Below are 25,606 nucleotides of genomic sequence, written 5' to 3'. Positions count from 1 at the left end.
CTAACAACTGTTAGTTAGACGCTATATTACACGCGTTAGACAGTAAGGCCATGGCGTCGGGCAGGTTCCCAGGAATCCGCGGGCTTCCGATTGCTGGATCGACCCATTCGCCGTTCTTCATGGCTCGAGCGACGCCACCGCTCGCGATCTCGACCAGGTCCGCCGGTCCTCCGAGACGAAGTTCAGGAGTCTTCAGCGCAAGGGCCGCGGCCGGTCGAGTGATCGCCGCGTCGGCGAGGACGACGGGACTGACACCCCGTGCCAGAAGACGGGCGACGGTGTGTCCCAGCGTCGACGTGCTTCCGGCGAGTGAGCTTCCATCGGCGAGCTCGGCCACTCCCCCGGTGACCCGCACCCGGCTGCCGGCGAGTTCGTGCACGCCATCGGGCAGGCCTGCTGCGGACATGCAGTCCGAGATCAGAGCCACGCGCCCGGCGGCCGCCGCGAGTGTGAGATCGACGATCGCGTCGTGAACGTGAACCCCGTCCCCGATGAGCTCGACCGTTGCGCGCTGGTCGGTGAGCATGACTCCAGCCAGTCCAGGGTCCCTGTGGTGAAGCGGTCGCATCCCGTTGTAGAGGTGCGTCCCGACGGTGGCACCGGCGTCGAGTGCGCACATGGTCGTCGCGTAGTCCGCGTCCGTGTGGCCCAGTGCGGCGATGACTCCGGCGCCCACCAGCCGCTCGATGGCCTGGAGCGCGCCCGGCAGTTCGGGTGCGAGGGTGACCATTCGGATCGTCCCGTCGCCGGCATCGATGATGCGGTCGATGTCGTCGATGGCGGGCGGCCGAAGAAGGTCCGGATGATGGGCGCCCCGGCGCACGGAGGAGATCCACGGCCCTTCCAGATGCAGACCCGCCAGCGATCCGTCACGGACGAGGGGCGCCAATTCCCTCACGCGGTCGACGAGGCTCCTCAGAGGCGCCGTCGCCAGGGTCGCAACGAGCGAGGTCGTGCCGCTGGCTGCGTGATACGCGATCACAGTCTCGGGGTCGTCGCCGACTCTGCCGAAGTCGTGGCCCATCGCTCCGTGCGCGTGGATGTCGACGAAGCCTGCGAACACGGTCGACAGTGAGAGGTCGGGCGGCGCGGGCGGCCGCCCGGCACCCATCTCGGCGATGATTGCGCGATCGATACGGAGCCAGCCGGCGCCCGCGTCGCCATCGGCAGTGATCAGCCGTTCAGCCGCGAGCAGCATGGTGTGCGTCGACCGGTCGGCGGTCAGGCGAAAGCCGGGTGCTTCGCGGCGAAGAGCTCGAGGAGCCGGGCCGCTTCGGCGGACAGTGCCGCGTTGCCGGCCGCGACGTACTTGCGGGAGTCCACGACTGCTCCGTTGCCATCGAGGTAGGCGCGGACGGCGGCGGTGTAGGCGGCGCTGAGGTGTGTCGAGACGTTGATCTTCACCAGGCCGGCCGCGATGCCCGCGACGATCGTGTCGTCCGGGACACCGGACGACCCGTGGAGCACGAGCGGCACCGGCACGGAGCTGGCGAGGCGTGCGACGAGGTCGAGGTCGAGCCCCGCCGTCCGGCTCGTCATGGCGTGCGACGAGCCGACCGCGACGGCGAGCGCGTCGACGCCGGTCTCGGCGACGAAGAGGGATGCCTCGTCGGGGTCGGTGCGCACGTGCGGCGCGTGCGCGCCGTCCTTGCCGCCGATCTCGCCGAGCTCGGCCTCGACGTCGGCGCCGGCTGCGTGGGCTGCGACGACGATGCGGCGCGTGGTTGCGACGTTCTCGTCGAAGGGAAGCTTGGCGCCGTCGAACATGACGGACGAGAATCCGAGGTCGATCGCCTCGAGCGCGAGCGCGGGGTCTTCGGCGTGATCGAGGTGCACGGCGACCTCGGCGGTGCTCGCGTCGGCCAGTGCGAGCGTGGCGCGCGCGATCGGGTCCAGTCTGCCGCCGTGGAACGTCACGCAGTTCTCCGAGATCTGCAGGATGACGGGATGCCCCGACCGCTCTGCGGCGGCGACGAGCGCCTCCGCGGTCTCGAGGTGGATCACGTTGAACGCACCGACGGCGGCGCGTTGGGCGCGCGCCCGGTGCAGCAGGGTGCGGGTGGAAGCGAGGGTCATGAATGCTCCGGAATCGGGTCGAGGATGACGACGTCGTCGAGAAGATCGGCAGTGCGGTCGCTGAGGTCGCCGGCGAGGGGTGCGAGCACGGCCGATGCCGACCAGGCCACCGCCGTCCGAGCGAGGTCCGCGAGGGCGGCGCGATCGCCGAGGCGAAGCCCTGTCCTGGCGATGGTGCGCAGGATTGCCGCGACGGCCGCGTCGCCGGCGCCGGTCGGGTTGCCCCGGACGGGCGCACCCAGGCGCGCGCGGATGCTCGCCCCCGCGGCATCCACGATCCACAGTCCTTCCGAGCCGAGGGTGACGACGATCAGCTGTGCACCGTCGTCCAGGAGCGTGCGCGCGCCGTCGACGGGATCGTCGCAGCCGGTGGCCTCGCGGAGCTCCTCGAGATTGGGCTTGAGGATGGATGCGCTTGCCCGGGCAGCGCAGCGCAGGCCGGGTCCGCTGGTGTCCACGAGCACGGGGACGCCCGACGCGACGACGTCCGCGACCAGGCCGGCGAGGTCGTTGGCGTCGAGCCCGCGAGGAAGGCTGCCGCAGATCGCGACGGCCTCGGCGTCGATCGCCAGTTCTCGGGTGCGCCGCAGCAGCTCGATCGATTCGCGGTCGGTCAAGGGCTCACCGAGCTCGTTGATGACCGTGGCCTCCCCCGTCGCTTCGTCGACGAGGGCGAGCGATCGTCGGGTCTGGGCACGGGTCGGGATGATCTCGAACGGGATGCCGCTGCCTCGGAGTTCGGTCGTGAACTCGTCACCGACCGCCCCGCCGGCGGTCGTGAGCGCGAGCACGGGCGCCTGATCAGCGTGGAGCGCGCGCGCGACGTTGATGCCTTTGCCGCCCGCGCGGCCGACGCCGGTCGGGGCACGATGCGATTCGCCGAGGTCGAGGTGCGGGACGTGCCAGGTGAGGTCGAGTGCCGGGTTCGGGGTGACGGTGAGGATCACAGGACGCCTCCGTGGGCGAGGAGATCGCGGGCAGCAAGAGCGGTGCCGAGCAGTCCCGCGTCGTCTCCGAAACGGGCTTTGAGCAGGAGCGGGCGGCGGTGGAAGGAGAGCAGGTCGTCCAGATGGCGACCGAGGGGAACGAAGAGAGCATCGCCGGCCTCGGCGAGACCGCCGCCGATCACGATCGCCTGCGGGGCGATCGTGGCGACGAGGCGCGCCAGGTGCTCGGCGATCGCGGTGACCGCCTCCGACCAGATGAGCCTCGCCGTGGCGTCGCCGCTCTGCGCCGCGGCCAGCACCTCACGCGCCCCGGCCACTTTGACACCTGATGCGGCGCGGTAGCGGCGCGCGATGGCACCTGCCGATGCGATGGTCTCGAGGCATCCCCGGGCGCCGCAGGGGCAGCGCTCACCGTTCGGATCGGCGAGCGTGTGGCCGAGCTCGGCCGCGTAGCCGTGGGCCGAGTGGGGCCGGCCGCCGAGCACGATCGCCCCCGCGATACCCGTGCCGATGGCGATGACGATCGAGTCCTCGAAGCCACGGGCGGCGCCGAGGCGCGCCTCGGCCTCTCCCGCTGCGCGCACGTCGTGACCGAAGGCGACGGGCAGGGCGAGCGCGCGCTGCGCGAGCTCGTGCATGGGGACGTCGGTCCAGCCGAGATTGCTCGCGAACCTCGCGATGCCGGCGGCCTCGTCGACGAGGCCGGGGACGCTCAGGCCGGCGGCGGCCGGCACCTCTTCCGGATAGTGGGCCCGGAGCGTGGCGGCGAGCGCCGTCACGCTCTCGATCACGACTCCGGCCGGATCCGAATCACTGCGCGGCGTGGGAGTGCGGCGCAGGCCGAGGATCCGCCCGTCGCGTGCGATCAGCGCCGACTTCGTGTCGGTCCCGCCGACGTCGAAGGTGAGGACGGCCTCGCCGGGGCCGAGCAAGTCTGTGGCCGATTCGCGTGCAGCATCCGCCTTCGTGGGGAGTTCTGACATGGCGCTTCACCTTCCTCGGTTCACCGTGTTACGCTGTGGTCTAGACCACCTTACTGTACCAATCGCCGGGAGGCAACATGAATACCACCACCATCAGCGCGACCGAGCGTGAGATCGCGAGCCAGCCCTCGTGCTGGAGCCGCGCGATCGAGCTCGCCCCCGCATTCGAGTCCGTGCTTCCGCAGGCCGGCGAAACCGTCGCGGTCGTCGGCTGTGGAACGTCGTGGTTCATCGCTCAGGCCTACGCGACGCTGCGCGAGAACCTCGGGCTCGGCGTCACCGACGCGTTCGCGGCATCCCACATGCCTGCGGGCCGCACGTACGACCGCATCCTCGCGATCACCCGCTCGGGAACCACCACCGAGGTACTCGACCTGATGAAGGCGACGTCCGCACGAACCGTCGTGATCACGGGCGACCCGACGAGCCCCGCCCCCGCGATCGCGGACGACGCGATCGTGCTCGACTTCGCCGACGAGACGTCGGTCGTGCAGACCCGTTTCGCCACGACGGCGCTCATGCTGCTGCGCGCCCACCTCGGCGAAGACCTTGCCGCTGTCATCGCCGACGGTGAGCGCGCGATCATCGATCCGATCGACGATGCCCTGATCACCGCCGAGCAGTTCACCTTCCTCGGCCAGGGCTGGGCGTACGGCCTCGCCCGCGAGGCCGCATTGAAGATGCGCGAAGCCGCCGGCGCGTGGACCGAGAGCTACCTCGCCATGGAGTACCGCCACGGCCCGATCAGCATCGCGGCTCCCGGCCGCGTGGTCTGGGCACTCGGATCACTCCCCGTCGGTCTCAACGGCGACGTCGACCGCACCGGCGCGCACCTCGAGACGGCCGGCCTCGACCCCGTCGCAGAACTCGTGCGGATCCAGCGGCTCGCCGTGCTCATCGCGGAGTCCCGCGGACTCAACCCCGACACGCCCCGCAATCTGACGCGGTCCGTCATCCTCGGCTGATCCCGCCGACACGAGAAGAGCCGCACCCCGTCCTGGGGTGCGGCTCTTCTGATAACTCGCCGGTGGCGGTCAGAGCCCGAGTTGAACCAGGAAGCGGTAGCGGTCGCTGCGGTAGTAGGTGGGCGACCATTCGACGGGCGTACCGTCGGCCAGGAAGCCCTGCCGCTGCGCAAGGAGAAGCGGCGCGCCGGTCTCCGTGTCGAGCAGCCCCGCCACCCGTGGCGACGCGACGGTCGCCTCAATCAGCTCGTCGGCCCGCACCGGGAGGGCGTCATAGTCGGACTCGAGGATCTCGTACACGCCACGGCCGCTCTCCAGCTTCTCGATGAGCCCGGGGAAACGCGCCGACTCGAAGTACGAGTAGTCGAGAGCCATGACTTCGCTGTTGGCATAACGCAGGCGTTCGAGCACGACCACTCGCGAGCCAGGCTCCAGCGACAGTCGGTGCGCCACCTCGAGCGGCGCCGCCTTCTCCTGAAGCGACAGAATGCGGGAGGACGCCGTCACGCCTTGCGCCCGCATGGCCTCCGACGTCGATGCCAGCGTGATCACATGCGTGAGCTTCGGCGGAGCGACAAAGGTCCCGCGACCCTGGGCGCGCTGCAACCTGCCCTCGATGACGAGCTCCTGGATCGCCTGCCGCACAGTCATACGCGAGATCCCGAACTCGTCTGCCAGACGCCGCTCTGCCGGGATCGGCGTGCCCGCCCGATTGCCCTCGCAGAACGCGAGCAGGTGCTCCTTCAGCTCCCAGTAGCGGGGCAGATTCGCAGTCTCGCGCACAGTCGGAGCGAGCAGGAGGTCGCGTTCGCGAACGGCTTCCGAATCAGACATGAGAGCGAGCATACCACTGGTCCAGTCCACTTCTCGGGGATGCGAGCACGGTGCAAGGAAGCGCCTGAAGAACCACACGAGCAGCCTGAACGCCACCTCATTCTGTCGCGAGGGACTTCAGTGCGGCCGACACATGCTGACATCGGCCACCATAGCATGATGGGTCTTTTTGCCCTCTGATCAGGGATTTATCTTAGAAGTCCCAGTCCTCGTCTTCCGTCGCGACGGCCTTGCCGATGACGTACGACGAACCCGACCCGCTGAAGAAGTCGTGGTTCTCGTCGGCGTTCGGCGAGAGGGCCGACAGGATCGCGGGGTTCACGTTCGTGACCGTCGAGGGGAACATCGACTCGTAGCCCAGGTTCATGAGGGCCTTGTTGGCGTTGTAGTGCAGGAACTTCTTGACGTCCTCGGTCAGGCCGATGCCGTCGTAGAGGTCCTGTGTGTACTGCACCTCGTTGTCGTAGAGCTCGTAGAGCAGCGAGAACGTGTAGTCCTTGAGCTCGTCGCGCTTGGCCTGGTCGAGCACCTCGAGTCCGCGCTGGAACTTGTAGCCGATGTAATACCCGTGCACGGCCTCGTCGCGGATGATGAGGCGGATGATGTCGGCCGTGTTCGTGAGCTTGGCCTTCGACGACCAGTACAGCGGCAGGTAGAAGCCCGAGTAGAACAGGAACGACTCGAGCAGCGTCGAGGCGACCTTGCGCTTGAGGGGCTCGTCGCCGCGGTAGTACTCCATGACGATGTGCGCCTTGCGCTGGAGGTTCTCGTTCTCGACCGACCAGCGGAACGCGTCGTCGATCTCGCTCGTCGAGCACAGCGTCGAGAAGATCGACGAATAGCTCTTGGCGTGCACCGACTCCATGAACGCGATGTTCGTGTAGACGGCCTCCTCGTGCGGCGTGATCGCGTCGGGGATGAGCGAGACGGCGCCGACGGTGCCCTGGATCGTGTCGAGGAGCGTGAGCCCCGTGAACACGCGCATCGTCGTCTGCTGCTCCTGGGGAGTCAGCGTCGCCCACGACTGCACGTCGTTGGACAGCGGCACCTTCTCGGGCAGCCAGAAGTTGTTGACAAGGCGGTTCCAGACCTCGAGGTCCTTTTCGTCCTGAATGCGGTTCCAGTTGATCGCCTGAACGTGGTCGATCAGCTTGAGCTTTTCGGGTGTCATTTCTCTTTCCTAAAAATCCCAGGTCAGCGCATCAAAGCATGCAGGAGACGCAGCCATCTACCTCGGTGCCCTCCAGAGCCATCTGGCGCAGGCGGATGTAGTAGATCGTCTTGATGCCCTTGCGCCACGCGTAGATCTGCGCCTTGTTGATGTCGCGCGTGGTCGCGGTGTCCTTGAAGAACAGCGTGAGCGACAGGCCCTGGTCGACGTGCTGCGTCGCGGCGGCGTACGTGTCGATGACCTTCTCGTAGCCGATCTCGTACGCGTCCTCGTAGTACTCCAGGTTCTCGTTCGTCATGAACGGCGCCGGGTAGTAGACGCGGCCGATCTTGCCTTCCTTGCGGATCTCGATCTTCGACGCGATCGGGTGGATCGACGACGTCGAGTTGTTGATGTACGAGATCGAACCGGTCGGCGGCACGGCCTGCAGGTTCTGGTTGTAGATGCCGTGCTCCTGGATCGACGCCTTCAGCGCGCGCCAGTCGTCCTGCGTCGGGATCGGGATGCCGCCGAAGAGGTCCTTGACCTTCTCGGTCTGCGGCTCCCAGGCCTGGTCGATGTACTTGTCGAAGAACTCCCCCGATGCGTACGTCGAGTCGGCGAAGCCGTCGAAGGCCTGCTTGCGCTCGATCGCGATGAGGTTCGAGGCACGCAGGGCGTGGAAGAGCACCGTGTAGAAGTAGATGTTCGTGAAGTCGAGGCCCTCTTCCGACCCGTAGCGCACGTGCTCGCGGGCGAGGTAGCCGTGCAGGTTCATCTGCCCGAGGCCGATCGCGTGCGAGCGGTCGTTGCCGTCCTCGATGGAGCGCACCGACGTGATGTGGCTCTGGTCGCTCACGGCCGACAGCGCCCGGATCGCCGTCTCGACGGTCTGGCCGAGGTCTCCCCCGTCCATCGCGAGCGCGATGTTCATCGAGCCGAGGTTGCAGGAGATGTCTTTGCCGATCTCGGCGTACGAGAGGTCTTCGTTGTACGTCGTCGGCGTGTTGACCTGCAGGATCTCGCTGCAGAGGTTGGACATGTTGATGCGGCCCTTGATCGGGTTGGCCTTGTTCACCGTGTCCTCGAACATGATGTACGGGTAGCCCGACTCGAACTGGATCTCGGCGAGGGTCTGGAAGAACTCGCGCGCGTTGATCTTCGTCTTCTTGATGCGCGCGTCGTCGACCATCTCGCGGTACTTCTCGCTGACCGAGATGTCGCCGAACGGCACGCCGTAGACGCGCTCGACGTCGTACGGAGAGAAGAGGTACATGTCCTCGTCGTTGCGGGCGAGCTCGAACGTGATGTCGGGGATGACGACGCCGAGCGACAGCGTCTTGATGCGGATCTTCTCGTCGGCGTTCTCGCGCTTCGTGTCGAGGAACCGCAGGATGTCGGGGTGGTGCGCCGAGAGGTACACGGCGCCCGCGCCCTGCCGCGCCCCGAGCTGGTTGGCGTAGCTGAAGCTGTCTTCGAGGAGCTTCATGACGGGGATGATGCCGCTCGACTGGTTCTCGATCTGCTTGATCGGCGCGCCGGCCTCGCGGATGTTCGAGAGGAGCAGCGCCACGCCGCCGCCGCGCTTGGAGAGCTGCAGCGCGGAGTTGATGCCGCGGGCGATGGACTCCATGTTGTCTTCGATGCGCAGCAGGAAGCACGACACGAGCTCGCCGCGCTGCGCCTTGCCCGTGTTGAGGAACGTCGGCGTCGCCGGCTGGAAGCGGCCCGCGATGATCTCGTCGACGAGAGCCGTCGCGAGCTCCTGGTCGCCGTCGGCGAGGCCGAGGGCCGTCATCACGACGCGGTCCTCGAAGCGCTCGAGGTACCGCTTGCCGTCGAAGGTCTTGAGCGTGTAGCTCGTGTAGTACTTGAACGCCCCGAGGAACGTGTCGAAGCGGAACTTCTTCGCGTACGCCCGGTCGTTGAGCTTCTGGATGAACTCGAGCGGGTACTTCGCCAGCACCTCGGGCTCGTAGTACTGCTTCTCGACGAGGTAGTCGAGCCGCTCCTTCAGCGAGTGGAAGAAGACGGTGTTCTGGTTGACGTGCTGCAGGAAGTACTCGCGTGCGGCGCGCTTGTCGGCGTCGAACTGGATCTTCCCGTCGGCTCCGTAGAGGTTGAGCATCGCGTTGAGGGCGTGGTAGTCGAGCCCCTCGAAACGCGCATCCGACTTGAAGTCGTTCTCTTTCAGTGCAGCTTCCACCATCGTTCCAATCCGTCGCTCACGCGATCCACATCTTCCGGCGTGCCGAATACCTCGAGCCGATACAAGTGGGGCACGTCGCACTTGCGGCTGATGATGTCTCCGGCGATGCAGAAGTGCTCGCCGAAGTTGGTGTTGCCCGCGGAGATCACTCCGCGGATGAGGCGCCGGTTGTGCTCGTCGTTGAGGAACCGGATCACCTGCTTGGGCACTGCGCCCTTCTCCACGCCTCGGCCCTGGCCGCCCCCGTAGGTGGGGGTGACCAGGACGAACGGCTCGTCGACGACGAGCGCAGGTTCAGAGGAGTGCAGGGGGATGCGCACGGCCGGCAGACCGAGCTTCTCGATGAAGCGGGCCGTGTTGCCGGAGGTGCTGGAGAAGTACACGAGCAGCGGGGCGCTCGTTGCGGTTACGGGCACAGCTCACCCCGGTTCCCGAGCTCCGTCGAGGGGCTATGCCAGACGGGCGGCGAGCTCGTCGATCTTGTCGGGACGGAAGCCCGACCAGTGGTCTTCGTCGGTGATGACGACGGGCGCCTGGAGGTAGCCGAGCGCCTTCACCTGCTCGAGTGCAGCAGGGTCCTGCGTGAGGTCGTGGACCTCGTATTCAATGCCCTTCGAGTCGAGCGCGCGGTAGGTCGCGTTGCACTGCACACAAGCGGGCTTCGTGTAGACCGTGATCGCCATGAGTATCTGCTTCTCCCCTCACATCCGGTGTCGAGACCGGCGGTCCCCCACCGGGAGTCCAATACTACATATGGGTACCGACATTGGATAGCACCACAAGGGCTAGTAGTTACATCCGTGTAGTTTTCCACCGTTCTCCCCATGTACAACACAGCTTCTCCACCGTTTCATCCACAACCGGAGAACTCGCCTGCAACCTGGAAAAAGCCTGAAACACGGCTGATTCGGATGCCTCGGTAGCATCCATCCACAGGTCCGTCACGGTACGCCGCACCTCCGACATCGATTCGGCCCCCGGCTGCGGCCCCGGCGTGTCGCGGCGTGTCGGGGCGCCGCGATAGCGTGGACGGATGGCCGGGTACCGCGAACTGCTGCGCACCCCCGGCGTCGCCCGCATCATCGCGGCGCAGCTGACCGCCCGTTTCCCGAACGGGATGACGAGCCTCGCGATCCTCCTTCACATCGAGCAGGTCACGGGCTCCTACGGCTCGGCAGGCCTCGTCCTGGCCGCCACCTCGGTCGGGCAGGCGATCGCCGGACCCGTCACGAGCCGCTGGATGGGCATCTGGGGCATGCGGCGCGTGCTCACGACGACCCTCGTCATCTGCGCCGCGGCGATCACGGCGCTCGCACTCGTGCAGGTGCCGCTGCCGGTCTACATGCTGCTCGGGCTCATCGCGGGCCTGTCGACGCCGCCCGTCCAGTCGGCGGTCCGCACGATCTACCCCAAGATGGTCAACTCGCGGCAGCTGACGCCGCTCTTCTCGCTCGACGCCTCGCTGCAGGAGATCATCTGGATCATCGCGCCCGTGCTCATCACCTTCGTCTCGACGCAGGTCGGCACGGTGCAGGGCCTGCTTCTGGTCGTCGTCATCCTGATCGGCGGCGGAGCGTGGTTCATCCTCTCCCCCGAAGTGGGGCGCGTGCGCATCCCGCGCAGCCGGCGGAGCTTCGGAAAAGTGCTCGCGAAGCCGCCCGTCGTGCTCGCCACCGTCACGGGCTTCCTCCTCATCGGAGCGTGCGCCGCCGTCGAGGCCGGTGTCGTGGCGACCTTCGGCCACGGCGGACTCGAGGCGGGCCTCGTGCTCGCCGTCTTCTCCGTCGGCAGCCTCGCGGGCGGCCTGACGTTCGGGCACATCCCGATCGGCCCGTGGGCGATGGCGCGCCGCTTCGCCGTCGTCGCGGCGGGCCTGGCCCTGACGATGTTCTCGCTCAACGCGTGGTGGCTCGGCGGGTCGCTCTTCCTGGCGGGCATCGGCATCGCGCCCGCCCTCGCGGTGATGTTCACGATGACGTCGGCGAGCGTCAAGTTCAGCGAGACCGCCGAGGCGTTCGGCTGGATCGGCACGGGTCAGCTCATCGGCGCCGCGATGGGCTCGGCCGTCGCCGGCTTCCTCATCGACGGCGTGGGCCCGCAGGGCGCCTACTGGGCGGCCACGGCGTTCGCGGCGACCGGCTTCCTCGTCTCGGCGGTCTTCGTGCGCGGCTTCCCCGACCTGCGCGGACGCGACTCGAGCCCCATTCCCGACACCGAGCCCGTCCCGACCATCACCTGATCGCGCGAGGCCGGATCAGGCGAGCCGCTTCAGCAGCTCGAGCACCGCGAGCGCGTAGGCGTCGGACGGCTCGGGATGCTCGAAGACGCGTCGCACTCCGCCGACCTCGATCTCCACCTCGTGGGTATCGGACAGGCGGCGCAACGCCCGGAACGCGCCGCGCAGCAGTTCGCGGAGCTGATCCTCGCGCGGCAGCCACAGCGCGTCCTCGAGCGCGACGGAATCCAGCGCCCACTCGGTCGTGCCGTTGAACGCGAGGATCTTGCCCGTCGGGTACTCCTTCGGCTCGATCGTCATCTCGCTGACGGTGAAGACGTCGGCCTCGAACTCGGGCTCGTCGAGCTGGAACCGGTCGCCGGAGCGGGGATGCCACACCAGGCCCGCGTCGCGCAGCGCGACTGCCAGTTCCGTCGAGATCATGCCGACTATCCTCCACCGTCCGGGGGCTGCGCGGCACGACTCTAGGCTGAGCGCATGCCCTCTCCCGTGTCCCTCCCTCGTCTGTCGTGGGGCGACCCGTCGTCGTCGCGCCACGCCCTCCTCGCCCACGGCCTCGGCTCGAACGGCGCGCTCATGTGGCGGTACGGCCTCGCCCTCGCCGACGCCGGCTGGCACGCCGTCGCCGTCGATCTGCGCGGACACGGGCTCGCGCCGCGCGCGCTCGACTACACGATCGAGGCGTACGCGGCCGACCTCGCGATCACGCGGCCCGAGGGGCGCGACCACTGGGAGCTCGTCGTCGGTCACTCGCTCGGCGGCGCGGCGGCGACGCGGGCGGCCGCCGATCACTTCGGCTGGGCACGCCGGCTCGTGCTCATCGATCCCGCGATCCACCTGAGCGACCGCGACCGCGACATCGTGCGCGAGTCGCAGGAGCGCTCGTTTGACGACCCCACGCAGGCCGCCGTGCGCGCCGAGCACCCGACATGGCACGAGCACGATGTCGAGCTCAAGGCGCTGTCGGCGCAGCAGGCCAGCCGCTGGGCCGTCGAGCAGACGAGCCTGCAGAACCAGGACTGGGATGTCCGGGATGCCGCGGCCCACCTCCTCATCCCGACCCACGTGATCGCATCCGACCCGGCCGTGTACTCGATCTTCACCGGCTCGCTCGTCGACGAGGTGCTCGCGAACCCGCGCATCGGCATGTCGATCGTGCCGAAGGCCGGGCACTCGCCGCACCGCGACCAGCCCGAGGCGACGATGCAGGTCTTCCACGCGGCGCTGCTCTCACTGGGCGCGGAGTAGCCCCGCACGCGGCCAGAATGGACGCGTGAGCGAGACGCCGTTCGACCCGACCGTCCTCCTGTCCGACGACCTCCTCGAGCGTTTCCGCGAGCGGGCCGCCGTGCATGATCGCGAGAACACCTTCCCCGACGACGACCTCGCCGACCTGAAGGCCGCGGGCTACCTCGCGATCCTCGTGCCGACCGAGCTGGGCGGTGCGGGACTCGGCCTCGCCGAGGCATCCCTTCTCCAGCAGCGCCTCGCGGGTGCAGCGCCCGCCACGGCCCTCGCCGTCAACATGCACCTCGTATGGGCGGGAGTCGCGAAGGTCCTCGCCGATCGCGGCATCGACAGCCTGCGCTTCGTGCAGGAGGGCGCCGTCACGGGCGAGGTCTTCGCGTTCGGCATCAGCGAGGCGGGCAACGACCTCGTGCTGTTCGGGAGCGACACGGATGCCGCGCCCCGCCCCGACGGCACGTACGCGTTCACGGGCACGAAGATCTTCACGTCGCTCGCGCCGGTGTGGACGCAGCTGGGCCTCCACGGCCTCGACACGACGAGCGACGACGCGCCGCAGATGGTCTATGCGTTCGTGCCGCGCAGCGACGCCGTCGTGACGCGCGACGACTGGGACACGCTCGGCATGCGGGGCACGCAGAGCCGCACGACGGAGCTGCACGGCGCGACGGCTCCCGCCGACCGGGTGGTGCGCCGCCTTGCGCCCGGACCCAACCCCGACCCGATCGTGTTCGGCATCTTCTCGGTGTTCGAACTGCTGCTCGCCTCCGTGTACACGGGCATCGCGCGACGCGCGCTCGACCTCGCGGTCGCGACGGCGCAGAGGCGCACCTCGAAGCGCACGGGAACGAGCTACAGCCAGGACCCCGACATCCGCTGGCGCATCGCCGACATGGCGCTCGCCTACGACGCGCTGCCGCCGCAGATCGCGTCGCTGTGCCGCGCCGTCGACGAGGTCGTGCCGCCCGACGGGCGCTGGTTCTCGTACATGAGCGGCGTCAAGCACCGCGCCGTGACGATGGCCAAGGCCGTCGTCGACGACGCCGTGCTCGTCGCGGGTGGATCGTCGTACTTCGCGAGCGCCGAACTCGGCCGTCTCTACCGGGACGTGCTCGCCGGGCTCTTCCACCCCTCCGACCCGGAATCGGCGCACTCGACCGTCGCGACGGCGTGGCTCGGTCCGCTCGATACCTGATCCCGCCCACGCGCGGGCCCGATCGCGGTATCGAGCAGGATTCGAGAAGCGCGCCGGCCGCGGCATCCGTAGCGTTGCAGACATGACAACCGAACGCACGACCACGAAGTCCGGATTCACCGCCGACGAGCGCGCCGCGATGCGCAACCGCGCCGCCGAGCTCAAGAAGCAGGAGCGCAAGGGCAAGACCGCCGAGGAGAAGGCGGCGATCGACCGCGAGGACCTGCTCGACGCGATCGCCGACATGGAGGACGCCGACCGGGCCATCGCTCAGGGCATCGACGACATCGTCACGTCGGTCGCCCCGCAGCTCGGGTCGAAGACCTGGTACGGATTCCCCGCGTACACGCGCGACGGCAAGGTCGTGCTGTTCTTCAAGCCCGCCGCCAAGTACTCGTCGCGCTACGCGACACTCGGCTTCGAGGAGGCATCCCAGCTCGACGACGGCGACATGTGGCCCACGTCCTACGCGATCCTGTCGCTCACGAAGGCCGGCGAGGAGCGGATCGCGGAGCTCGTCAAGCGCGCGGCGGGCTGAGCCCGCACGGCGCGCGTCCCGCGCTGGGCGTCTGCCCCGCAGCGGCGCGCGCCCCGCGCCGGGGCACTGTCCGCATGCGAGGATGACCGCATGGCGATGCGGACCCCGACGGCTCTGTTGAGCCCCGCAGACCAGGAGCGGCGACGCGGTCTGCGCGTCATGAAGGGCGTCGCGCTCGGCGCACTCCTGGGCATGGCGGTCGTCTTCCTCGTGTCGTTCGCGTTCGAGGAGCAGGTGCCCGCGCTCGCCTACGTGCGCGCCGCCGCCGAAGGCGGCATGGTCGGCGCCCTCGCGGACTGGTTCGCCGTGACGGCGCTGTTCCGGCATCCCCTCGGCATCCCGATCCCGCACACCGCGATCATCCCCAACCGCAAGGACGAGATCGGCCGCACTCTGGGCGAGTTCGTCGAGACCAACTTCCTCTCCGCCGAGGTCGTGCGCACGAAGCTCGAAGCGTCGGCGATCGCGGCACGCGCCGGCGAATGGCTGCGCGAACCTGCGCATGCCGAGAGGGTGACGGCCGAGGCATCCGTCATGGCCTCGGGCGTGCTGCGCGCGCTCAGCGACGACGACGTGCAGGACGTCCTCGAGCAGCTCGCGCGCGAACATCTGATCGCGCCCGACTGGGGCCCGCCGCTCGGGGCGTGGCTCGGGCGCATCGTCGACTCGGGCGCGCACCACGGTGCCGTCGACATGGCGGTGGACAACATCGCGACGTGGCTCGCGGGCAATCAGGCCGCGTTCACGGGGCTCGTCTCGCGGCGCCTCCCTGCCTGGGTGCCATCGATCGCGCAGCGGCTCGTCGACGACACGGTGTACAACGAGGCCGTGAAGTTCGTCGGCGCAGTGCGGGCCGATCCGCAGCATCCCGCCCGCAAAGCCATCGACGGATACCTCGCGCGTCTCGCCGACAATCTGCAGCACGACCCCGCCACGATCGGCAGGCTCGAAGACGCCAAGACCGCCGTGTTCGACAGCCCGCGCGTGCGCGAGCTCGCCGGCGAGGCGTGGAACGCGGCGAAGGCCGGCCTGCTCACCTCGCTCGCGGATCCCGCGAGCGGCCTCCGTCGCCGCGCCGCGTCGGCCGTCGCCGAGGTCGGTGATCGGCTCGTAACCGAGCCGGCGCTGCAGCACCGCGTCGACATGTGGATCACCGATGCGGCGGTGTTCCTCGTCGACCGCTACCGCCACGACATCGCCTCGATCATCACGGACACCGTCGAGCGCTGGGACCCCGATGAGACGACGGAGAAGATCGAGCTCATGGTCGGGCGCGACCTGCAGTACATCCGGCTCAACGGCACCGTCGTCGGCGCGCTCGCCGGACTCGTGATCTTTACAATCGCGCACGCGCTGCTCGGCTAACCTGGGCGCATGCCCGAGCTCGCGGATCAGCTGCTGTTCAGCTACGGCACGCTGCAGAACGCCGACGTGCAGCTCGACACCTTCGGACGCCTGCTCGAGGGCGAAGACGACGTGCTCCCTGGCTACACCGTCGACTACGCGGAGATCGAAGACCACCGCATCGTCGACCTGTCCGGGCTCGCCGTGCATCCCGTCGTGCGGGCCACGGGCAATCCGCGCGACAAGGTCGTCGGCAAGGTGCTGCGTATCACCGCCGATGAGCTCGACGCCGCCGACGAGTACGAGGTCTCCCTCTACCGGCGCGTCTCGGTCATGCTCGCGAGCGGCCGCGAGGCCTGGGTGTACGTGTCCGTCTGATGGCGCTCTCCCACGATCCGCTCTGGCCGCGCGCGGGCGGCTGGCCGTCGTTCGACGACACCGAGGGACGAGTGGATGCCGCGATCCTCGGTCTCCTGGCCTTCGCGACGTCGCTCTCTCCCACCGGCGCGCACGCGACGCCCGCGGCCGTGCGCGAGGCGCTCGCGCGCTACAGCCCGACTCTCATCGGCCCGCCGCCCGTCGACCTCTCCGAGGTGCTGCGGATCGTCGACGCCGGGGATGTCGCCGATCCGGACGGGCCTGATGGCGAGGCGGAGGTGCGGTCTCGGGTGGCTGCTCTGGCTGCGCGCGCCGGCCTCGTGATCGCGCTCGGCGGCGACAACTCGGTCACCTATGCCGTCGCGCAAGGCACGGGGGCTTCGGGGCTCATCACGATCGACGCGCACTTCGACCTGCGCGACGGCGCCTCGAACGGCTCGCCCGTGCGCCGGCTCGTGGAAGGCGGCCTGGACGGGCGCTGCATCGTGCAGCTCGGCATCGCCGACTACGCCAACTCCGTCGCCTACGCCCGGCGCGCCGCCGACCTGGGCATCACCGTGATCACGCTCGATGAGGTGCGCCGTCGCGGCGCGGCCGACGTCGTCGCCGAGGCGCTGTCGATCGCGGGGGCGGAGGGCGGCCCGATCCATCTCGACATCGACGTCGACGTGTGCGACCGCTCGGTCGCGCCGGGATGCCCGGCCTCGGTGCCCGGAGGGCTCGAGGCCTGGGAGCTGCGCGCGCTCGTGCGGGCCGCGGCATCCGATCCCCTCGTCCGCAGTGCCGATATCGTCGAGGTCGACGCGACGGCCGATGCGCCCGACGGCCGGACGGTGCGCCTCGCCGCGCTGTGCGTGCTCGAACTCCTCGCGGGAAAGGCGACGACATGACGATCAAGCTCGTGCTGGTGCGGCACGCGAAGTCGGACTGGGGCCACCCCGAGCTCGACGACCACGACCGGCCCCTGAGCGATCGTGGCCTCCATGACGCTCCGCGCATGGCGGCCCGGCTGGCCGAGACGGGATTCCGCGCCGACGCGATCCTCTCGAGCACGGCGCTGCGCGCCCGCACGACGGCGGAGTTCTTCGGCGAGACGCTCGACGTTCCGGTCGAACTGCAGGAGCGCCTCTACGGCGCACCCGCATCGCTGCTGCTGCTCGCGGCCGCCGAACGCGGCGTGCGCTCCGTCGTCGTCGTGGCGCACGACCCCGGCATGTCGACGCTCGCGGGGCAGCTCACCGACGAGGAGATCGGCCACATGCCGACGTGCGCCGTCGCGTCCTTCGAATGGGACGAAGACGACTGGGACCTCGCGGCCGCCCTCGACCCGGCATCCTGGAGCCTCGACACCCCGCGCTGACCCGCTGCGGGTTTCGCCGAGCCCACACTCACGCGTCGAACCCGCACTCGGCGACCGTCCGCGGGATGTGGGGTAGCGCAGGGGATGTGGCTTCGCGGATCAGAGGCGGATGCCGTCCTTCCAGACGCCCGCGACGAGCGGAACGCCCGGCCGATAGGCCAGGTGCACGCGCGTCGGCGCGTCGAGCAGCACCAGGTCGGCGCGCCTGCCCGGCGCGACGACGCCGATGTCGTCGCGCCGGAGCGCCGCGGCCCCTCCCGCCGTCGCCGCCCACACGGCCTCGGCGGGCGTCATGCGCATCTCGCGCACGGCGAGCGCGATCATGAGCGGCATCGAGCTCGTGAAGCTCGAGCCCGGGTTGCAGTCGCTCGCGAGGGCGACGGTGACACCGGCGTCGAGCAGCCGGCGCGCGTCGGGATACGGCTGCCGCGTCGAGAACTCCACACCCGGCAGCAGCGTCGCGACCGTGTCCGACCCGGCGAGCGCCGCCACGTCGGCGTCGTCGAGATACGTGCAGTGGTCGACGGATGCCGCGCCCAGCGCGACCGCGATCCGCACGCCTTCGCCGGGGCCGAGCTGATTGCCGTGCACCCGCGGAAGCAGGCCGTGGGCGATGCCGGCGGCGAGGACCCCCCGCGACTCGTCGGGGGTGAAGGCGCCCCGCTCGCAGAAGACGTCGACCCACCGCGCGTGGGGTGCGACGGCCTGCAGCATGTGCCCGCACACGAGGTCGACGTAGTCGTCGCGCGCGTCGGCGTATTCGGCGGGCACGACGTGCGCGCCGAGGAACGTCACCTCGGGCGTGACCTCGGCGGCGAGCCGGGCGAGCCGCGCCTCGTCCTCGACCGTCAGCCCGTACCCCGTCTTGACCTCGAACGCCGTGGTGCCCTGCGCGTGCAGCTCGTCGACGAAGCCGACGAGCCGGCGCCGCAGCTCGTCGTCGCTCGCCGCCCGCGTCGCGGCGACGGTGCGACGTATGCCGCCTGCGGCATAGGCCGTGCCCGACATCCGCGCCTCGAACTCGTCGGCCCGGTCTCCGCCGAACACGATGTGCGTGTGCGAGTCGACGAACCCGGGGATGACGGCCCGGCCGCCCGCGTCGACGACCCGTGAGCCTCCACCGGACTGCCGAGCACGTGGGTGGCCCCCACGTTCTCGGCGGTCGGTTGGAGGCTCACGGTCTGGGGGCGCGGCGTCGGCGGGGGCGGGGGCGTGCGAGCGGAAGCGCTCGGCGTCGGCGGCGGGGCCGACCCAGGCGATGCGGCCGCCCTCGATCAGGACCGCGGCGTCGTGCAGCGTGCCGCAGCGGTCGCCGCCGGCGGCGACGTTGGTCGTCAGCTCGCCGATGTTCGTGATGAGCGTCGTGCTCACGGCATCCCTCCCCCCTCGCGAGACTTCACGCGTGTCGCGCAATCACCGCCGGACGCGGACAGAGGTGAAGTCTCGCGCAGAACGGTCACAGCATCGGCACCGTGAGGCCGCGCTCCGCAGCGACTTCGCGGGCGCGTTCGTACCCGGCGTCGACGTGGCGCATGACGCCCGTGCCGGGGTCGTTCACGAGCACGCGGGCGAGCTTCTCGGCGGCGAGGGGCGTGCCGTCGGCGACGGTCACCTGCCCCGCGTGGATCGAGCGGCCGATGCCGACGCCGCCGCCGTGGTGGATCGACACCCACGACGCGCCCGACGCCGTATTGAGGAGGGCGTTGAGCAGCGGCCAGTCGGCGATGGCGTCGGACCCGTCGGCCATCGCCTCGGTCTCGCGGTACGGCGAGGCCACCGACCCGGCGTCGAGGTGGTCGCGGCCGATCACGATCGGCCCGGCGAGCTCGCCCGAGGCGACCATCTCGTTGAACTTCAGTCCCGCGAGGTGCCGCTCCTGGTACCCGAGCCAGCAGATGCGCGCCGGGAGACCCTCGAAGTGCACGGCGTCGCCGGCCTTCTCGAGCCACCGCACGAGTCCCGCGTTGTCGGGGAACAGCTCCATGACGGCGCGGTCCGTCTTGCGGATGTCCTCCGGATCCCCGGACAGCGCGACCCACCGGAAGGGCCCGCGGCCCTCGGCGAACTGCGGCCGGATGTACGCCGGCACGAACCCGGGGAACTCGAATGCGCGCTCGAAACCGCCGAGCTTCGCCTCGGCCCGGATCGAGTTGCCGTAGTCGAAGACCTCGGCTCCGGCATCCTGGAATCCGACCATCGCGGCGACCTGCTTGGCCATGCTGCCGCGCGCCCGCGCCGTGAAGGCCTCGGGATCGCGGTATGCCTCATCCCGCCAGTCCTCGAACGCGATACCCACCGGGAGGTAGGCCAGCGGGTCGTGCGCGCTGGTCTGATCGGTCACGATGTCGATCGTGAGGTCGCCCGCCTGCTGACGCAGGAGGAGATCGGGGAAGACCTCGGCCGCGTTGCCGACCACCCCGACGGACAGGGCCTCGCCCGCGAGCTTGGCCGCCATGACGCGCGCGATCGCGTCGTCGAGGTCGGTCGTGTACTGGTCGAGGTAGCCGTGCTCGACGCGGCGCGCGAGGCGCGACTCGTCGACGTCGACGATGAGCACCACTCCACCGTTGAGGGTGACGGCGAGCGGCTGCGCGCCGCCCATTCCGCCGCATCCGCCCGTCACCGTCAGAGTTCCGGTCAGCGACTCGCGGCCGAGCGATCGGGCCACCGCCGCAAACGTCTCGTACGTCCCCTGCAGGATGCCCTGCGTGCCGATGTAGATCCACGAGCCGGCCGTCATCTGGCCGTACATCGTGAGGCCGAGCCCTTCGAGACGCCGGAACTCGGGCCACGTCGCCCAATCGCCCACGAGGTTCGAGTTCGCGATGAGCACGCGCGGCGCCCACTCGTGCGTGCGGAAGACACCGACGGGCTTCCCCGACTGCACGAGCAGGGTCTCGTCGGGCTCGAGCTCGTCGAGGGTGCGCACGATCGCGTCGAACGCCTCCCACGACCGCGCCGCGCGGCCCGTGCCGCCGTAGACGACGAGGTCTTCGGGATGCTCGGCGACCTCGGGATCGAGGTTGTTCATGAGCATGCGCTTGGCGGCTTCGGCGCCCCAGCTCTTCGCGGTGCGCTCGGGGCCGCGCGGCGCGCGCACAACGCGGGCTCCCGCCGGCGCCGCAGCGTCGGAGATCTGCAGTTCTTCGGACATCGTCATCGTGTTCCCTCCGACATTGTGGTCTTCTCGGACGTTGTGGTGGCGACCGAGGCGCCGAGCGCCGCCCCGGCGACGGCGCCGGACAGCACGAGCCCCGTCAGCGCCTCGATATCCGGCGAGACGAAGCGATCGCGGCCAGGACCACCGGCGACGGTCCGCACGAGGTCGCGCGCGGCGCGCGTCGCAGGCGCGGGATTCAGCGGCGCGCGCAGGTCGAGCGCACGCGCCGACGTCAGCAGCTCGATCGCCAGCACGCGGGCGAGGCCATCGATGCCGCGGCGCAGCTTGCGGGCGGCCGCCCAGCCCATCGAGACGTGGTCTTCCTGCATCGCCGACGACGGGATCGAGTCGACGGATGCCGGCACCGCGAGCCGCTTGAGCTCCGAGACGATCCCGGCCGCCGCGTACTGCGCGATCATGAGGCCTGAGTCGACGCCGACCTCGTGCGCGAGGAACGGCGGCAGTCCGTTGCTGCGCGCCACGTCGAGCGCGCGGTCGGTGCGCCGCTCCGAGATCGACGCGACGTCGGCAACGGCGATCGCGAGGAAGTCGAGCACGTACGCGACCGGCGCGCCGTGGAAGTTGCCGTTCGACTCGACGCGCCCGTCGTCGGTCACGACGGGATTGTCGATGGATGCCGCGAGCTCGCGCCCCGCAATCATCTCGGCGTGCGACACGGTGTCGCGCGCGGCGCCGTGCACCTGCGGCGAGCAGCGCAGCGAGTAGGCGTCCTGCACGCGCGTGCAGACGGCCGGGTCGCGGTGCGACGCCATGATCGCCGAATCCGCAAGCAGCGCGCGGAGGTTCGCCGCCGACACGCCCTGCCCGACCTGGGGCCGCAGCGCCATGAGGTCGGCGGCGAAGACGGCATCGGTGCCGAGCTGGCCCTCGATCGACATCGCGGCGGCGACATCGGCGGTGTCGAGCAGCACGCGCAGGTCGTGGAGCGCGAGGAGCAGCATCCCGAGCATGCCGTCGGTGCCATTGATGAGCGCGAGCCCCTCCTTCTCGCGCAGCTCGAGAGGAGCGATGGAGACCGCGGCCAGCGCCTCGGCGGCGGGCATGAGCGTCCCGTCGACCCGCACATCGCCCTCCCCCATGGAGGCGAGCGCGACGTGCGACAGCGGGGCGAGGTCGCCCGAGCATCCGAGCGAGCCGTACTCGCGCACGATCGGCGTGATGCCGGCGTTGAGCATCGCGGCGTACGTCTCGACGACGATCGGGCGCACGCCGGTGCGGCCCGTCGCGAGCGTCTGCAGGCGCAGCAGCTGGAGCGCCCGCACGACCTCCGACTCGACCTCGGCTCCGGTGCCGGCGGCATGCGAGCGGATGAGCGACGCCTGCAGCTGCATCCGCCGCTCGAGCGGGATGAACGTGGTCGCGAGCGCGCCGAACCCTGTCGAGATGCCGTAGTGCGGCTCCGGGTCGTCGGCGAGGCCCTCGACGAGCGCGCGGGTCGCGGCGACGCGCGCAAGGGCGCCGGCGTCGAGCGAGACCCGAGCGCCGTGGCGCGCGACGGCGACGACGTCTTCGGGACGCAGGGGTGCCGCGCCGACCGTGATGACGTCGAGATCGGGGGTGACAGTGGTCATGGCTCGATTCCACACCGCGCACCTGCCGCGCGACAGGCGGTCGTGTCATCCTGTGTCTGTCATGCCAGACAATCCGATGAAACCCCAGGTGCCCGCCGCGGATCAGACGCTGCGCATCCTGACGTTCCTCGGCCGGCAGCGCGGGCCGGTCGCGGCGCGCACGATCGCGACGCACCTCGGCATCCCGCGGTCGAGCGTGTATCACCTGCTCGCGGCACTCGAGCACCACGGGTTCGTCGTGCACGTGCCCGCCGAGCGGCGCTGGGGACTCGGCGTCGCGGCCTTCGAGCTCGCGGGCGGCTTCGCCCGTCAGGCGCCGCTCGCGCGGCTCGGCCGGCCGCTGCTGGCCGAGCTCGTCGACCGCGTCGGCGAGAGCGCGCACCTCGCCGTCATGAGCGGCCGCGACGTCGTCTACATCGTCGAGGAGCGCGCGCCGCGCCGACCGGCCCTGGTCACCGACGTCGGTGTGCGCCTGCCCGCACACCTCACCGCGACGGGGCGCGCGATGCTCGCGGCGCTCCCCCGCGAGCAGGTGCGGGCGCTGTTCCCGGATGCCTCCGCCTTCGCCGACCGGACCGGCAGCGGACCCCGGTCGCCCGGCGAGCTGCGTGAGCTGCTGCGCGCCGTGCGCGCGTCCGGCTGGGCCACCGAAGACGGCGAGGTGACGCTCGGCCTGCGTTCCGTCGGACTCGCGGTGCTCGACCACGTCGGCTGGCCGACAGCCGCGATCGCCGTCACCTGGCCCGCCGAGTCGGAGAGGGATGCCTCCTCCCTCGCTCCCCTGGTCGCTCAGTCCGCCGCCGAGCTGTCGCGCCGGCTCTACGCCCGCTGAGACCCCTTAGTCGCGCCCGCGCAGGACGAGCTCCGGCGTGATGAGCCGATGCCATGCGCCCTCGTACGTCGCGGGATCGGCGACGAGCAGGTCGAGGACGGCCTCGGCGACGCGTTCGGGCCGCTGCTCGACGCTCGAGAGTGCGAGGGCTTCGGCGACCGGGGTGTTGTCGAAGCCGATGACGGGGAGGTCGGGGCGGCCGCCGTGCGATGCGGCGAGGTGGGCGCCGAGCGCGAGGGTGTCGCTCGCGCAGACGATCGCATCGACGGATGCTGCAGCAAGCGCCTCCTCGACGACACTCCGCGCCCGCGAGACGTTGTCGACGGACGTCCAGCGCAGGTCGGCGCCGGCCTCGCCCATCGCCTCGCGCCACCCCCGTTCGCGGTCGTCGCCCGTGCCGGATCCCGTGGGCCAGCCGAGGAAGGCGATCCTCGGGCCGCTCGCGAGCGCGTGCTCGGTGGCGGCGCGCGTGCCGGCGGCGCCGTCGACATCGACCCAGGGGCGTGCAGGATGCCCCATCGCGGCGCCCGCGCCGGGCTCCCCCCACGGACGTCCGAACGCCACGAAGGCGATGTCGTGCGCACACAGCCAATCGGCGCGTGGGTCGCCCGCGTATGTGCCGGTCAACACGATGCGGTCGATCTCGCCGCCTTCCCGCAGCTGTCTGATGCGGCTGAGCTCCTCATCGGCGTCGCTGGCGGCGTAGACGAGGATCCGCAGGCCGCGGGGCGTCGCGCGGTCGGTGAGCGCATGGATGAAGCGGTCGAGGACGATCCCGGAGATGCCTCCCGCATACGGATCGAGATGGATGCCGATGGTCGCGCTGCGCTGCGTGCGCAGGCGTCGCGCCGCCATGGAGGGCGCGTAGCCGAGCTCGGAGATCGCCGCTCGCACACGCTCCCGCGTGGCATCCCGAACGATGTCCGGCGTATTGAGGACGTTTGACACCGTCTGCCGCGACACTCCCGCCAGACGTGCCACGTCGTCGACCGTCGGCGACTTCGGCATCGACACCTCCCGGCGAGTAGGAACGTTCAAATCGTTATCTTACGACCGCGTCAACCGGGTTGACAGTCCAAAAGCGCCCGTCCTAACGTGACTTCCGGCGGCCGACTTTGATCGTTCAAATTCTGCACCGTCGGTCACCGAGCCTGACTCATCGAAGGAGAAGAGACATGACACGGCACACCCTCCGCGCCGCCCTCGCCGCCGGCGCGGTCCTCATCACGGGAGCGTTCGTGCTCTCGGGCTGCGGCGGTTCGAGCTTCGACCAGCCCGCCGACACCGGAAGCGGCGGCGGCCTCACATCCTCCAAGGACGCCCTCACCCTGCTGATCGGTTCGAGCGGCGAGGCCGAGACGCAAGCCGTCGAGGACGCCGTCGCGGCGTGGTCGAAGGACTCGGGCGTCAAGGCGACCGTGCAGACCGCGAACGACCTCAATCAGCAGCTCGCCCAGGGCTTCGCGGCCGGCTCGCCGCCCGACCTGTTCTACCTCGCGCCGGAGGCGATCGCCGGCTATGCGGGCAATGGATCGCTGAAGGCCTACGGTGACGAGCTGAAGAACAAGGACGACTTCTACCCGAGCCTCGTCGACAACTTCACGTTCGACGGCGACTTCTACTGTGCGCCGAAGGACTTCTCGACGCTCCAGCTGATCATCAACACCGATCTGTGGACGGCGGCGGGGCTGACGGATGCCGACCTCCCGACCACGTGGGACCAGCTGACCGCCGTGGCCAAGAAGCTCACCGCGAACGGCGTCGTCGGGCTCGGCTTCAGCAACGAGTACCAGCGCCTCGGCGCGTTCATGGCCCAGGCGGGCGGTGAGCTTGTCAAGGACGGCAAGGCCGTCGCGAACAGCCAGGAGAACGTCGACGCCCTCAACTATGTGAAGGACGGACTCAACGGCGGCTACTTCGGCTACGCGAAGGACCTCGGCGCCGGCTGGGGCGGCGAGGCGTTCGGCAAGAAGCTCGTGGCGATGGTGATCGAGGGCAACTGGATCGGCGGCGCCATGAAGGCCGACTACCCGGACGTCAAGTACACCGTTGCGGAGCTTCCCGCCGGCCCGTCTGGCAAGGGAACGATGCAGTACACGAACTGCTGGGGCATGGCGGCCGACAGTCCGAACCAGAAGGCGGCGCTCGACCTCGTCGAGTACCTCACCTCGACCGACCAGCAGCTCGCCTTCTCCAAGGCCTTCGGCCCGATGCCGTCGATCCAGTCGGCGGCCGACAAGTGGAGCACCGAGAACCCCGATCTGACGGCGTTCCTGAAGGGCGCGGACTACGCGAAGTTCATGCCGACGCAGGACGGCACGCAGGAGGTCATCACCGACTTCAATTCGCAGCTGGAGAGCCTCAAGACGAGCGATCCCAAGCAGATCCTCGACTCGGTGCAGTCGAACCTCGAGGCCGTGGTCGGCGGCTGACATGACCAGCGGGGTGGTGACCCCGCGTCGCGCCGGATCCTCCGGGATCCGGCGCGGCGAGGGGCTGGCCGGATGGATCTTCACGGCGCCCGTGATCATCATCCTCGGGCTCTTCCTCTTCGTCCCGGTG

The 25,606-nt window shown here is 69.8% G+C and carries 25 protein-coding genes; 11 read left to right on the top strand and 14 right to left on the bottom strand.

All coding sequences use genetic code 11. The features are described from left to right. Positions 1-10 precede the first annotated feature (10 nt). The 4 genes from ACH3VR_RS04320 to ACH3VR_RS04305 are packed head-to-tail and all read right to left on the bottom strand — an operon-like array spanning position 11 to position 4,006. A complete protein-coding gene (locus ACH3VR_RS04320; protein ID WP_396639510.1) occupies positions 11-1,198 on the bottom strand; it encodes an N-acetylglucosamine-6-phosphate deacetylase in 1,188 nt (395 codons plus the stop codon). A gap of 23 nt (positions 1,199-1,221) precedes the next feature. Then, complete coding sequence (locus tag ACH3VR_RS04315) at positions 1,222-2,076, bottom strand: class II fructose-bisphosphate aldolase (protein ID WP_396639509.1); 855 nt, start codon at positions 2,074-2,076, stop codon at positions 1,222-1,224. Then, the gene (locus ACH3VR_RS04310; protein WP_396639508.1) at positions 2,073-3,023 is read right to left on the bottom strand and encodes a 1-phosphofructokinase family hexose kinase; all 951 of its coding nucleotides are present in this window, start codon (positions 3,021-3,023) and stop codon (positions 2,073-2,075) included. The genes ACH3VR_RS04315 and ACH3VR_RS04310 overlap by 4 nt, the downstream gene beginning before the upstream one ends. Continuing rightward, on the bottom strand, positions 3,020-4,006 hold the full coding sequence (locus tag ACH3VR_RS04305) for an ROK family protein (RefSeq protein ID WP_396639507.1): 987 nt from the start codon (positions 4,004-4,006) through the stop codon (positions 3,020-3,022). The genes ACH3VR_RS04310 and ACH3VR_RS04305 overlap by 4 nt, the downstream gene beginning before the upstream one ends. A gap of 77 nt (positions 4,007-4,083) precedes the next feature. On the opposite strand from ACH3VR_RS04305, the gene ACH3VR_RS04300 reads away from it, so the two are divergent. Further along, complete coding sequence (locus ACH3VR_RS04300; protein ID WP_396639506.1) at positions 4,084-4,971, top strand: SIS domain-containing protein; 888 nt, start codon at positions 4,084-4,086, stop codon at positions 4,969-4,971. Positions 4,972-5,040: 69 nt separating this feature from the next. On the opposite strand, the gene ACH3VR_RS04295 is transcribed toward ACH3VR_RS04300, so the two are convergent. From ACH3VR_RS04295 to nrdH, 5 genes are all read right to left on the bottom strand, one after another. Continuing rightward, on the bottom strand, positions 5,041-5,805 hold the full coding sequence (locus ACH3VR_RS04295) for a GntR family transcriptional regulator (protein ID WP_396639505.1): 765 nt from the start codon (positions 5,803-5,805) through the stop codon (positions 5,041-5,043). A 193-nt stretch (positions 5,806-5,998) separates the two neighbouring features. Continuing rightward, a complete protein-coding gene (gene nrdF, locus ACH3VR_RS04290; RefSeq protein WP_396639504.1) occupies positions 5,999-6,976 on the bottom strand; it encodes a class 1b ribonucleoside-diphosphate reductase subunit beta in 978 nt (325 codons plus the stop codon). A 31-nt stretch (positions 6,977-7,007) separates the two neighbouring features. Further along, positions 7,008-9,164, bottom strand: coding sequence for a class 1b ribonucleoside-diphosphate reductase subunit alpha (nrdE, locus tag ACH3VR_RS04285; protein ID WP_396639503.1), 2,157 nt, complete (start codon positions 9,162-9,164; stop codon positions 7,008-7,010). Beyond that, entirely contained in the window at positions 9,146-9,580 is a 435-nt protein-coding gene (gene nrdI / locus ACH3VR_RS04280) for a class Ib ribonucleoside-diphosphate reductase assembly flavoprotein NrdI (RefSeq protein WP_396639502.1), read from the bottom strand. The genes nrdE and nrdI overlap by 19 nt, the downstream gene beginning before the upstream one ends. A gap of 33 nt (positions 9,581-9,613) precedes the next feature. Next, positions 9,614-9,847, bottom strand: a complete 234-nt coding sequence (nrdH, locus tag ACH3VR_RS04275; protein ID WP_396639501.1) for a glutaredoxin-like protein NrdH — start codon at positions 9,845-9,847, stop codon at positions 9,614-9,616. Between the two features lie 350 nt (positions 9,848-10,197). Here nrdH and ACH3VR_RS04270 point away from each other — a divergent pair, with 350 nt between their 5' ends. After that, complete coding sequence (locus ACH3VR_RS04270) at positions 10,198-11,403, top strand: MFS transporter (RefSeq protein ID WP_396639500.1); 1,206 nt, start codon at positions 10,198-10,200, stop codon at positions 11,401-11,403. Between the two features lie 15 nt (positions 11,404-11,418). Here ACH3VR_RS04270 and ACH3VR_RS04265 read toward each other — a convergent pair whose 3' ends face one another. Further along, a complete protein-coding gene (locus ACH3VR_RS04265; RefSeq protein WP_396639499.1) occupies positions 11,419-11,823 on the bottom strand; it encodes a pilus assembly protein CpaE in 405 nt (134 codons plus the stop codon). Positions 11,824-11,877: 54 nt separating this feature from the next. Between ACH3VR_RS04265 and ACH3VR_RS04260 the strand changes: the two genes are divergently transcribed. The 7 genes from ACH3VR_RS04260 (at position 11,878) to ACH3VR_RS04230 (ending at position 17,460) form a co-directional block, all read left to right on the top strand. Further along, complete coding sequence (locus ACH3VR_RS04260; RefSeq protein ID WP_396639498.1) at positions 11,878-12,648, top strand: alpha/beta fold hydrolase; 771 nt, start codon at positions 11,878-11,880, stop codon at positions 12,646-12,648. A 25-nt stretch (positions 12,649-12,673) separates the two neighbouring features. After that, positions 12,674-13,840: an acyl-CoA dehydrogenase family protein gene (locus ACH3VR_RS04255; protein WP_396639497.1), complete on the top strand. Its 1,167-nt coding sequence runs from the start codon at positions 12,674-12,676 to the stop codon at positions 13,838-13,840. An 82-nt stretch (positions 13,841-13,922) separates the two neighbouring features. Continuing rightward, complete coding sequence (locus tag ACH3VR_RS04250; RefSeq protein ID WP_396639496.1) at positions 13,923-14,378, top strand: iron chaperone; 456 nt, start codon at positions 13,923-13,925, stop codon at positions 14,376-14,378. A gap of 90 nt (positions 14,379-14,468) precedes the next feature. Next, complete coding sequence (locus tag ACH3VR_RS04245) at positions 14,469-15,743, top strand: DUF445 domain-containing protein (protein ID WP_396639495.1); 1,275 nt, start codon at positions 14,469-14,471, stop codon at positions 15,741-15,743. Positions 15,744-15,752: 9 nt separating this feature from the next. After that, entirely contained in the window at positions 15,753-16,100 is a 348-nt protein-coding gene (locus tag ACH3VR_RS04240) for a gamma-glutamylcyclotransferase family protein (RefSeq protein WP_396639494.1), read from the top strand. Beyond that, positions 16,100-16,990 (top strand): arginase family protein, encoded by an 891-nt coding sequence (locus ACH3VR_RS04235; protein ID WP_396639493.1) that lies wholly within the window; start codon positions 16,100-16,102, stop codon positions 16,988-16,990. The genes ACH3VR_RS04240 and ACH3VR_RS04235 overlap by 1 nt, the downstream gene beginning before the upstream one ends. Continuing rightward, positions 16,987-17,460, top strand: a complete 474-nt coding sequence (locus ACH3VR_RS04230; protein ID WP_396639492.1) for a SixA phosphatase family protein — start codon at positions 16,987-16,989, stop codon at positions 17,458-17,460. The genes ACH3VR_RS04235 and ACH3VR_RS04230 overlap by 4 nt, the downstream gene beginning before the upstream one ends. 99 nt (positions 17,461-17,559) lie before the next feature. Here ACH3VR_RS04230 and hutI read toward each other — a convergent pair whose 3' ends face one another. From hutI to hutH, 3 genes are all read right to left on the bottom strand, one after another. Continuing rightward, positions 17,560-18,831: an imidazolonepropionase gene (hutI, locus tag ACH3VR_RS04225; RefSeq protein ID WP_396639491.1), complete on the bottom strand. Its 1,272-nt coding sequence runs from the start codon at positions 18,829-18,831 to the stop codon at positions 17,560-17,562. Positions 18,832-18,916: 85 nt separating this feature from the next. Continuing rightward, positions 18,917-20,620 carry a urocanate hydratase gene (hutU, locus tag ACH3VR_RS04220; RefSeq protein ID WP_396639490.1) on the bottom strand — a complete coding sequence of 568 codons (1,704 nt, stop codon included), beginning with the start codon at positions 20,618-20,620 and terminating at the stop codon, positions 18,917-18,919. Continuing rightward, positions 20,617-22,212 carry a histidine ammonia-lyase gene (gene hutH / locus ACH3VR_RS04215; protein ID WP_396639489.1) on the bottom strand — a complete coding sequence of 532 codons (1,596 nt, stop codon included), beginning with the start codon at positions 22,210-22,212 and terminating at the stop codon, positions 20,617-20,619. The genes hutU and hutH overlap by 4 nt, the downstream gene beginning before the upstream one ends. A 76-nt stretch (positions 22,213-22,288) precedes the next feature. On the opposite strand from hutH, the gene ACH3VR_RS04210 reads away from it, so the two are divergent. Next, the gene (locus tag ACH3VR_RS04210) at positions 22,289-23,044 is read left to right on the top strand and encodes an IclR family transcriptional regulator (protein WP_396639488.1); all 756 of its coding nucleotides are present in this window, start codon (positions 22,289-22,291) and stop codon (positions 23,042-23,044) included. A 6-nt stretch (positions 23,045-23,050) separates the two neighbouring features. On the opposite strand, the gene ACH3VR_RS04205 is transcribed toward ACH3VR_RS04210, so the two are convergent. After that, a complete protein-coding gene (locus ACH3VR_RS04205; RefSeq protein ID WP_396639487.1) occupies positions 23,051-24,052 on the bottom strand; it encodes a LacI family DNA-binding transcriptional regulator in 1,002 nt (333 codons plus the stop codon). Positions 24,053-24,219: 167 nt separating this feature from the next. Between ACH3VR_RS04205 and ACH3VR_RS04200 the strand changes: the two genes are divergently transcribed. Continuing rightward, positions 24,220-25,476 carry a sugar ABC transporter substrate-binding protein gene (locus ACH3VR_RS04200; protein WP_396639486.1) on the top strand — a complete coding sequence of 419 codons (1,257 nt, stop codon included), beginning with the start codon at positions 24,220-24,222 and terminating at the stop codon, positions 25,474-25,476. The last annotated feature ends 130 nt before the right edge of the window (positions 25,477-25,606 follow it).

It is taken from the genome of Microbacterium alkaliflavum (assembly GCF_044325405.1).
Taxonomy (GTDB): domain Bacteria; phylum Actinomycetota; class Actinomycetes; order Actinomycetales; family Microbacteriaceae; genus Microbacterium; species Microbacterium alkaliflavum.
The sequence above is the reverse complement of the archived record's forward strand: the minus strand, read 5'-3'. Positions and strand labels throughout refer to the sequence as shown.

What these genes read in the sequence shown, in the direction of transcription:
- ACH3VR_RS04320 (WP_396639510.1), bottom strand. Translation starts at nt 1,198, where the DNA reads ATGCTGCTCGCGGCTGAACGGCTGATCACTGCCGATGGCGACGCGGGC.
- ACH3VR_RS04315 (WP_396639509.1), bottom strand. Translation starts at nt 2,076, where the DNA reads ATGACCCTCGCTTCCACCCGCACCCTGCTGCACCGGGCGCGCGCCCAA.
- ACH3VR_RS04305 (WP_396639507.1), bottom strand. Translation starts at nt 4,006, where the DNA reads ATGTCAGAACTCCCCACGAAGGCGGATGCTGCACGCGAATCGGCCACA.
- ACH3VR_RS04300 (WP_396639506.1), top strand. Translation starts at nt 4,084, where the DNA reads ATGAATACCACCACCATCAGCGCGACCGAGCGTGAGATCGCGAGCCAG.
- ACH3VR_RS04295 (WP_396639505.1), bottom strand. Translation starts at nt 5,805, where the DNA reads ATGTCTGATTCGGAAGCCGTTCGCGAACGCGACCTCCTGCTCGCTCCG.
- nrdF (WP_396639504.1), bottom strand. Translation starts at nt 6,976, where the DNA reads ATGACACCCGAAAAGCTCAAGCTGATCGACCACGTTCAGGCGATCAAC.
- nrdE (WP_396639503.1), bottom strand. Translation starts at nt 9,164, where the DNA reads ATGGTGGAAGCTGCACTGAAAGAGAACGACTTCAAGTCGGATGCGCGT.
- nrdH (WP_396639501.1), bottom strand. Translation starts at nt 9,847, where the DNA reads ATGGCGATCACGGTCTACACGAAGCCCGCTTGTGTGCAGTGCAACGCG.
- ACH3VR_RS04270 (WP_396639500.1), top strand. Translation starts at nt 10,198, where the DNA reads ATGGCCGGGTACCGCGAACTGCTGCGCACCCCCGGCGTCGCCCGCATC.
- ACH3VR_RS04265 (WP_396639499.1), bottom strand. Translation starts at nt 11,823, where the DNA reads ATGATCTCGACGGAACTGGCAGTCGCGCTGCGCGACGCGGGCCTGGTG.
- ACH3VR_RS04260 (WP_396639498.1), top strand. Translation starts at nt 11,878, where the DNA reads ATGCCCTCTCCCGTGTCCCTCCCTCGTCTGTCGTGGGGCGACCCGTCG.
- ACH3VR_RS04250 (WP_396639496.1), top strand. Translation starts at nt 13,923, where the DNA reads ATGACAACCGAACGCACGACCACGAAGTCCGGATTCACCGCCGACGAG.
- ACH3VR_RS04245 (WP_396639495.1), top strand. Translation starts at nt 14,469, where the DNA reads ATGGCGATGCGGACCCCGACGGCTCTGTTGAGCCCCGCAGACCAGGAG.
- ACH3VR_RS04240 (WP_396639494.1), top strand. Translation starts at nt 15,753, where the DNA reads ATGCCCGAGCTCGCGGATCAGCTGCTGTTCAGCTACGGCACGCTGCAG.
- ACH3VR_RS04235 (WP_396639493.1), top strand. Translation starts at nt 16,100, where the DNA reads ATGGCGCTCTCCCACGATCCGCTCTGGCCGCGCGCGGGCGGCTGGCCG.
- ACH3VR_RS04230 (WP_396639492.1), top strand. Translation starts at nt 16,987, where the DNA reads ATGACGATCAAGCTCGTGCTGGTGCGGCACGCGAAGTCGGACTGGGGC.
- hutU (WP_396639490.1), bottom strand. Translation starts at nt 20,620, where the DNA reads ATGACGATGTCCGAAGAACTGCAGATCTCCGACGCTGCGGCGCCGGCG.
- hutH (WP_396639489.1), bottom strand. Translation starts at nt 22,212, where the DNA reads ATGACCACTGTCACCCCCGATCTCGACGTCATCACGGTCGGCGCGGCA.
- ACH3VR_RS04210 (WP_396639488.1), top strand. Translation starts at nt 22,289, where the DNA reads ATGAAACCCCAGGTGCCCGCCGCGGATCAGACGCTGCGCATCCTGACG.
- ACH3VR_RS04205 (WP_396639487.1), bottom strand. Translation starts at nt 24,052, where the DNA reads ATGCCGAAGTCGCCGACGGTCGACGACGTGGCACGTCTGGCGGGAGTG.
- ACH3VR_RS04200 (WP_396639486.1), top strand. Translation starts at nt 24,220, where the DNA reads ATGACACGGCACACCCTCCGCGCCGCCCTCGCCGCCGGCGCGGTCCTC.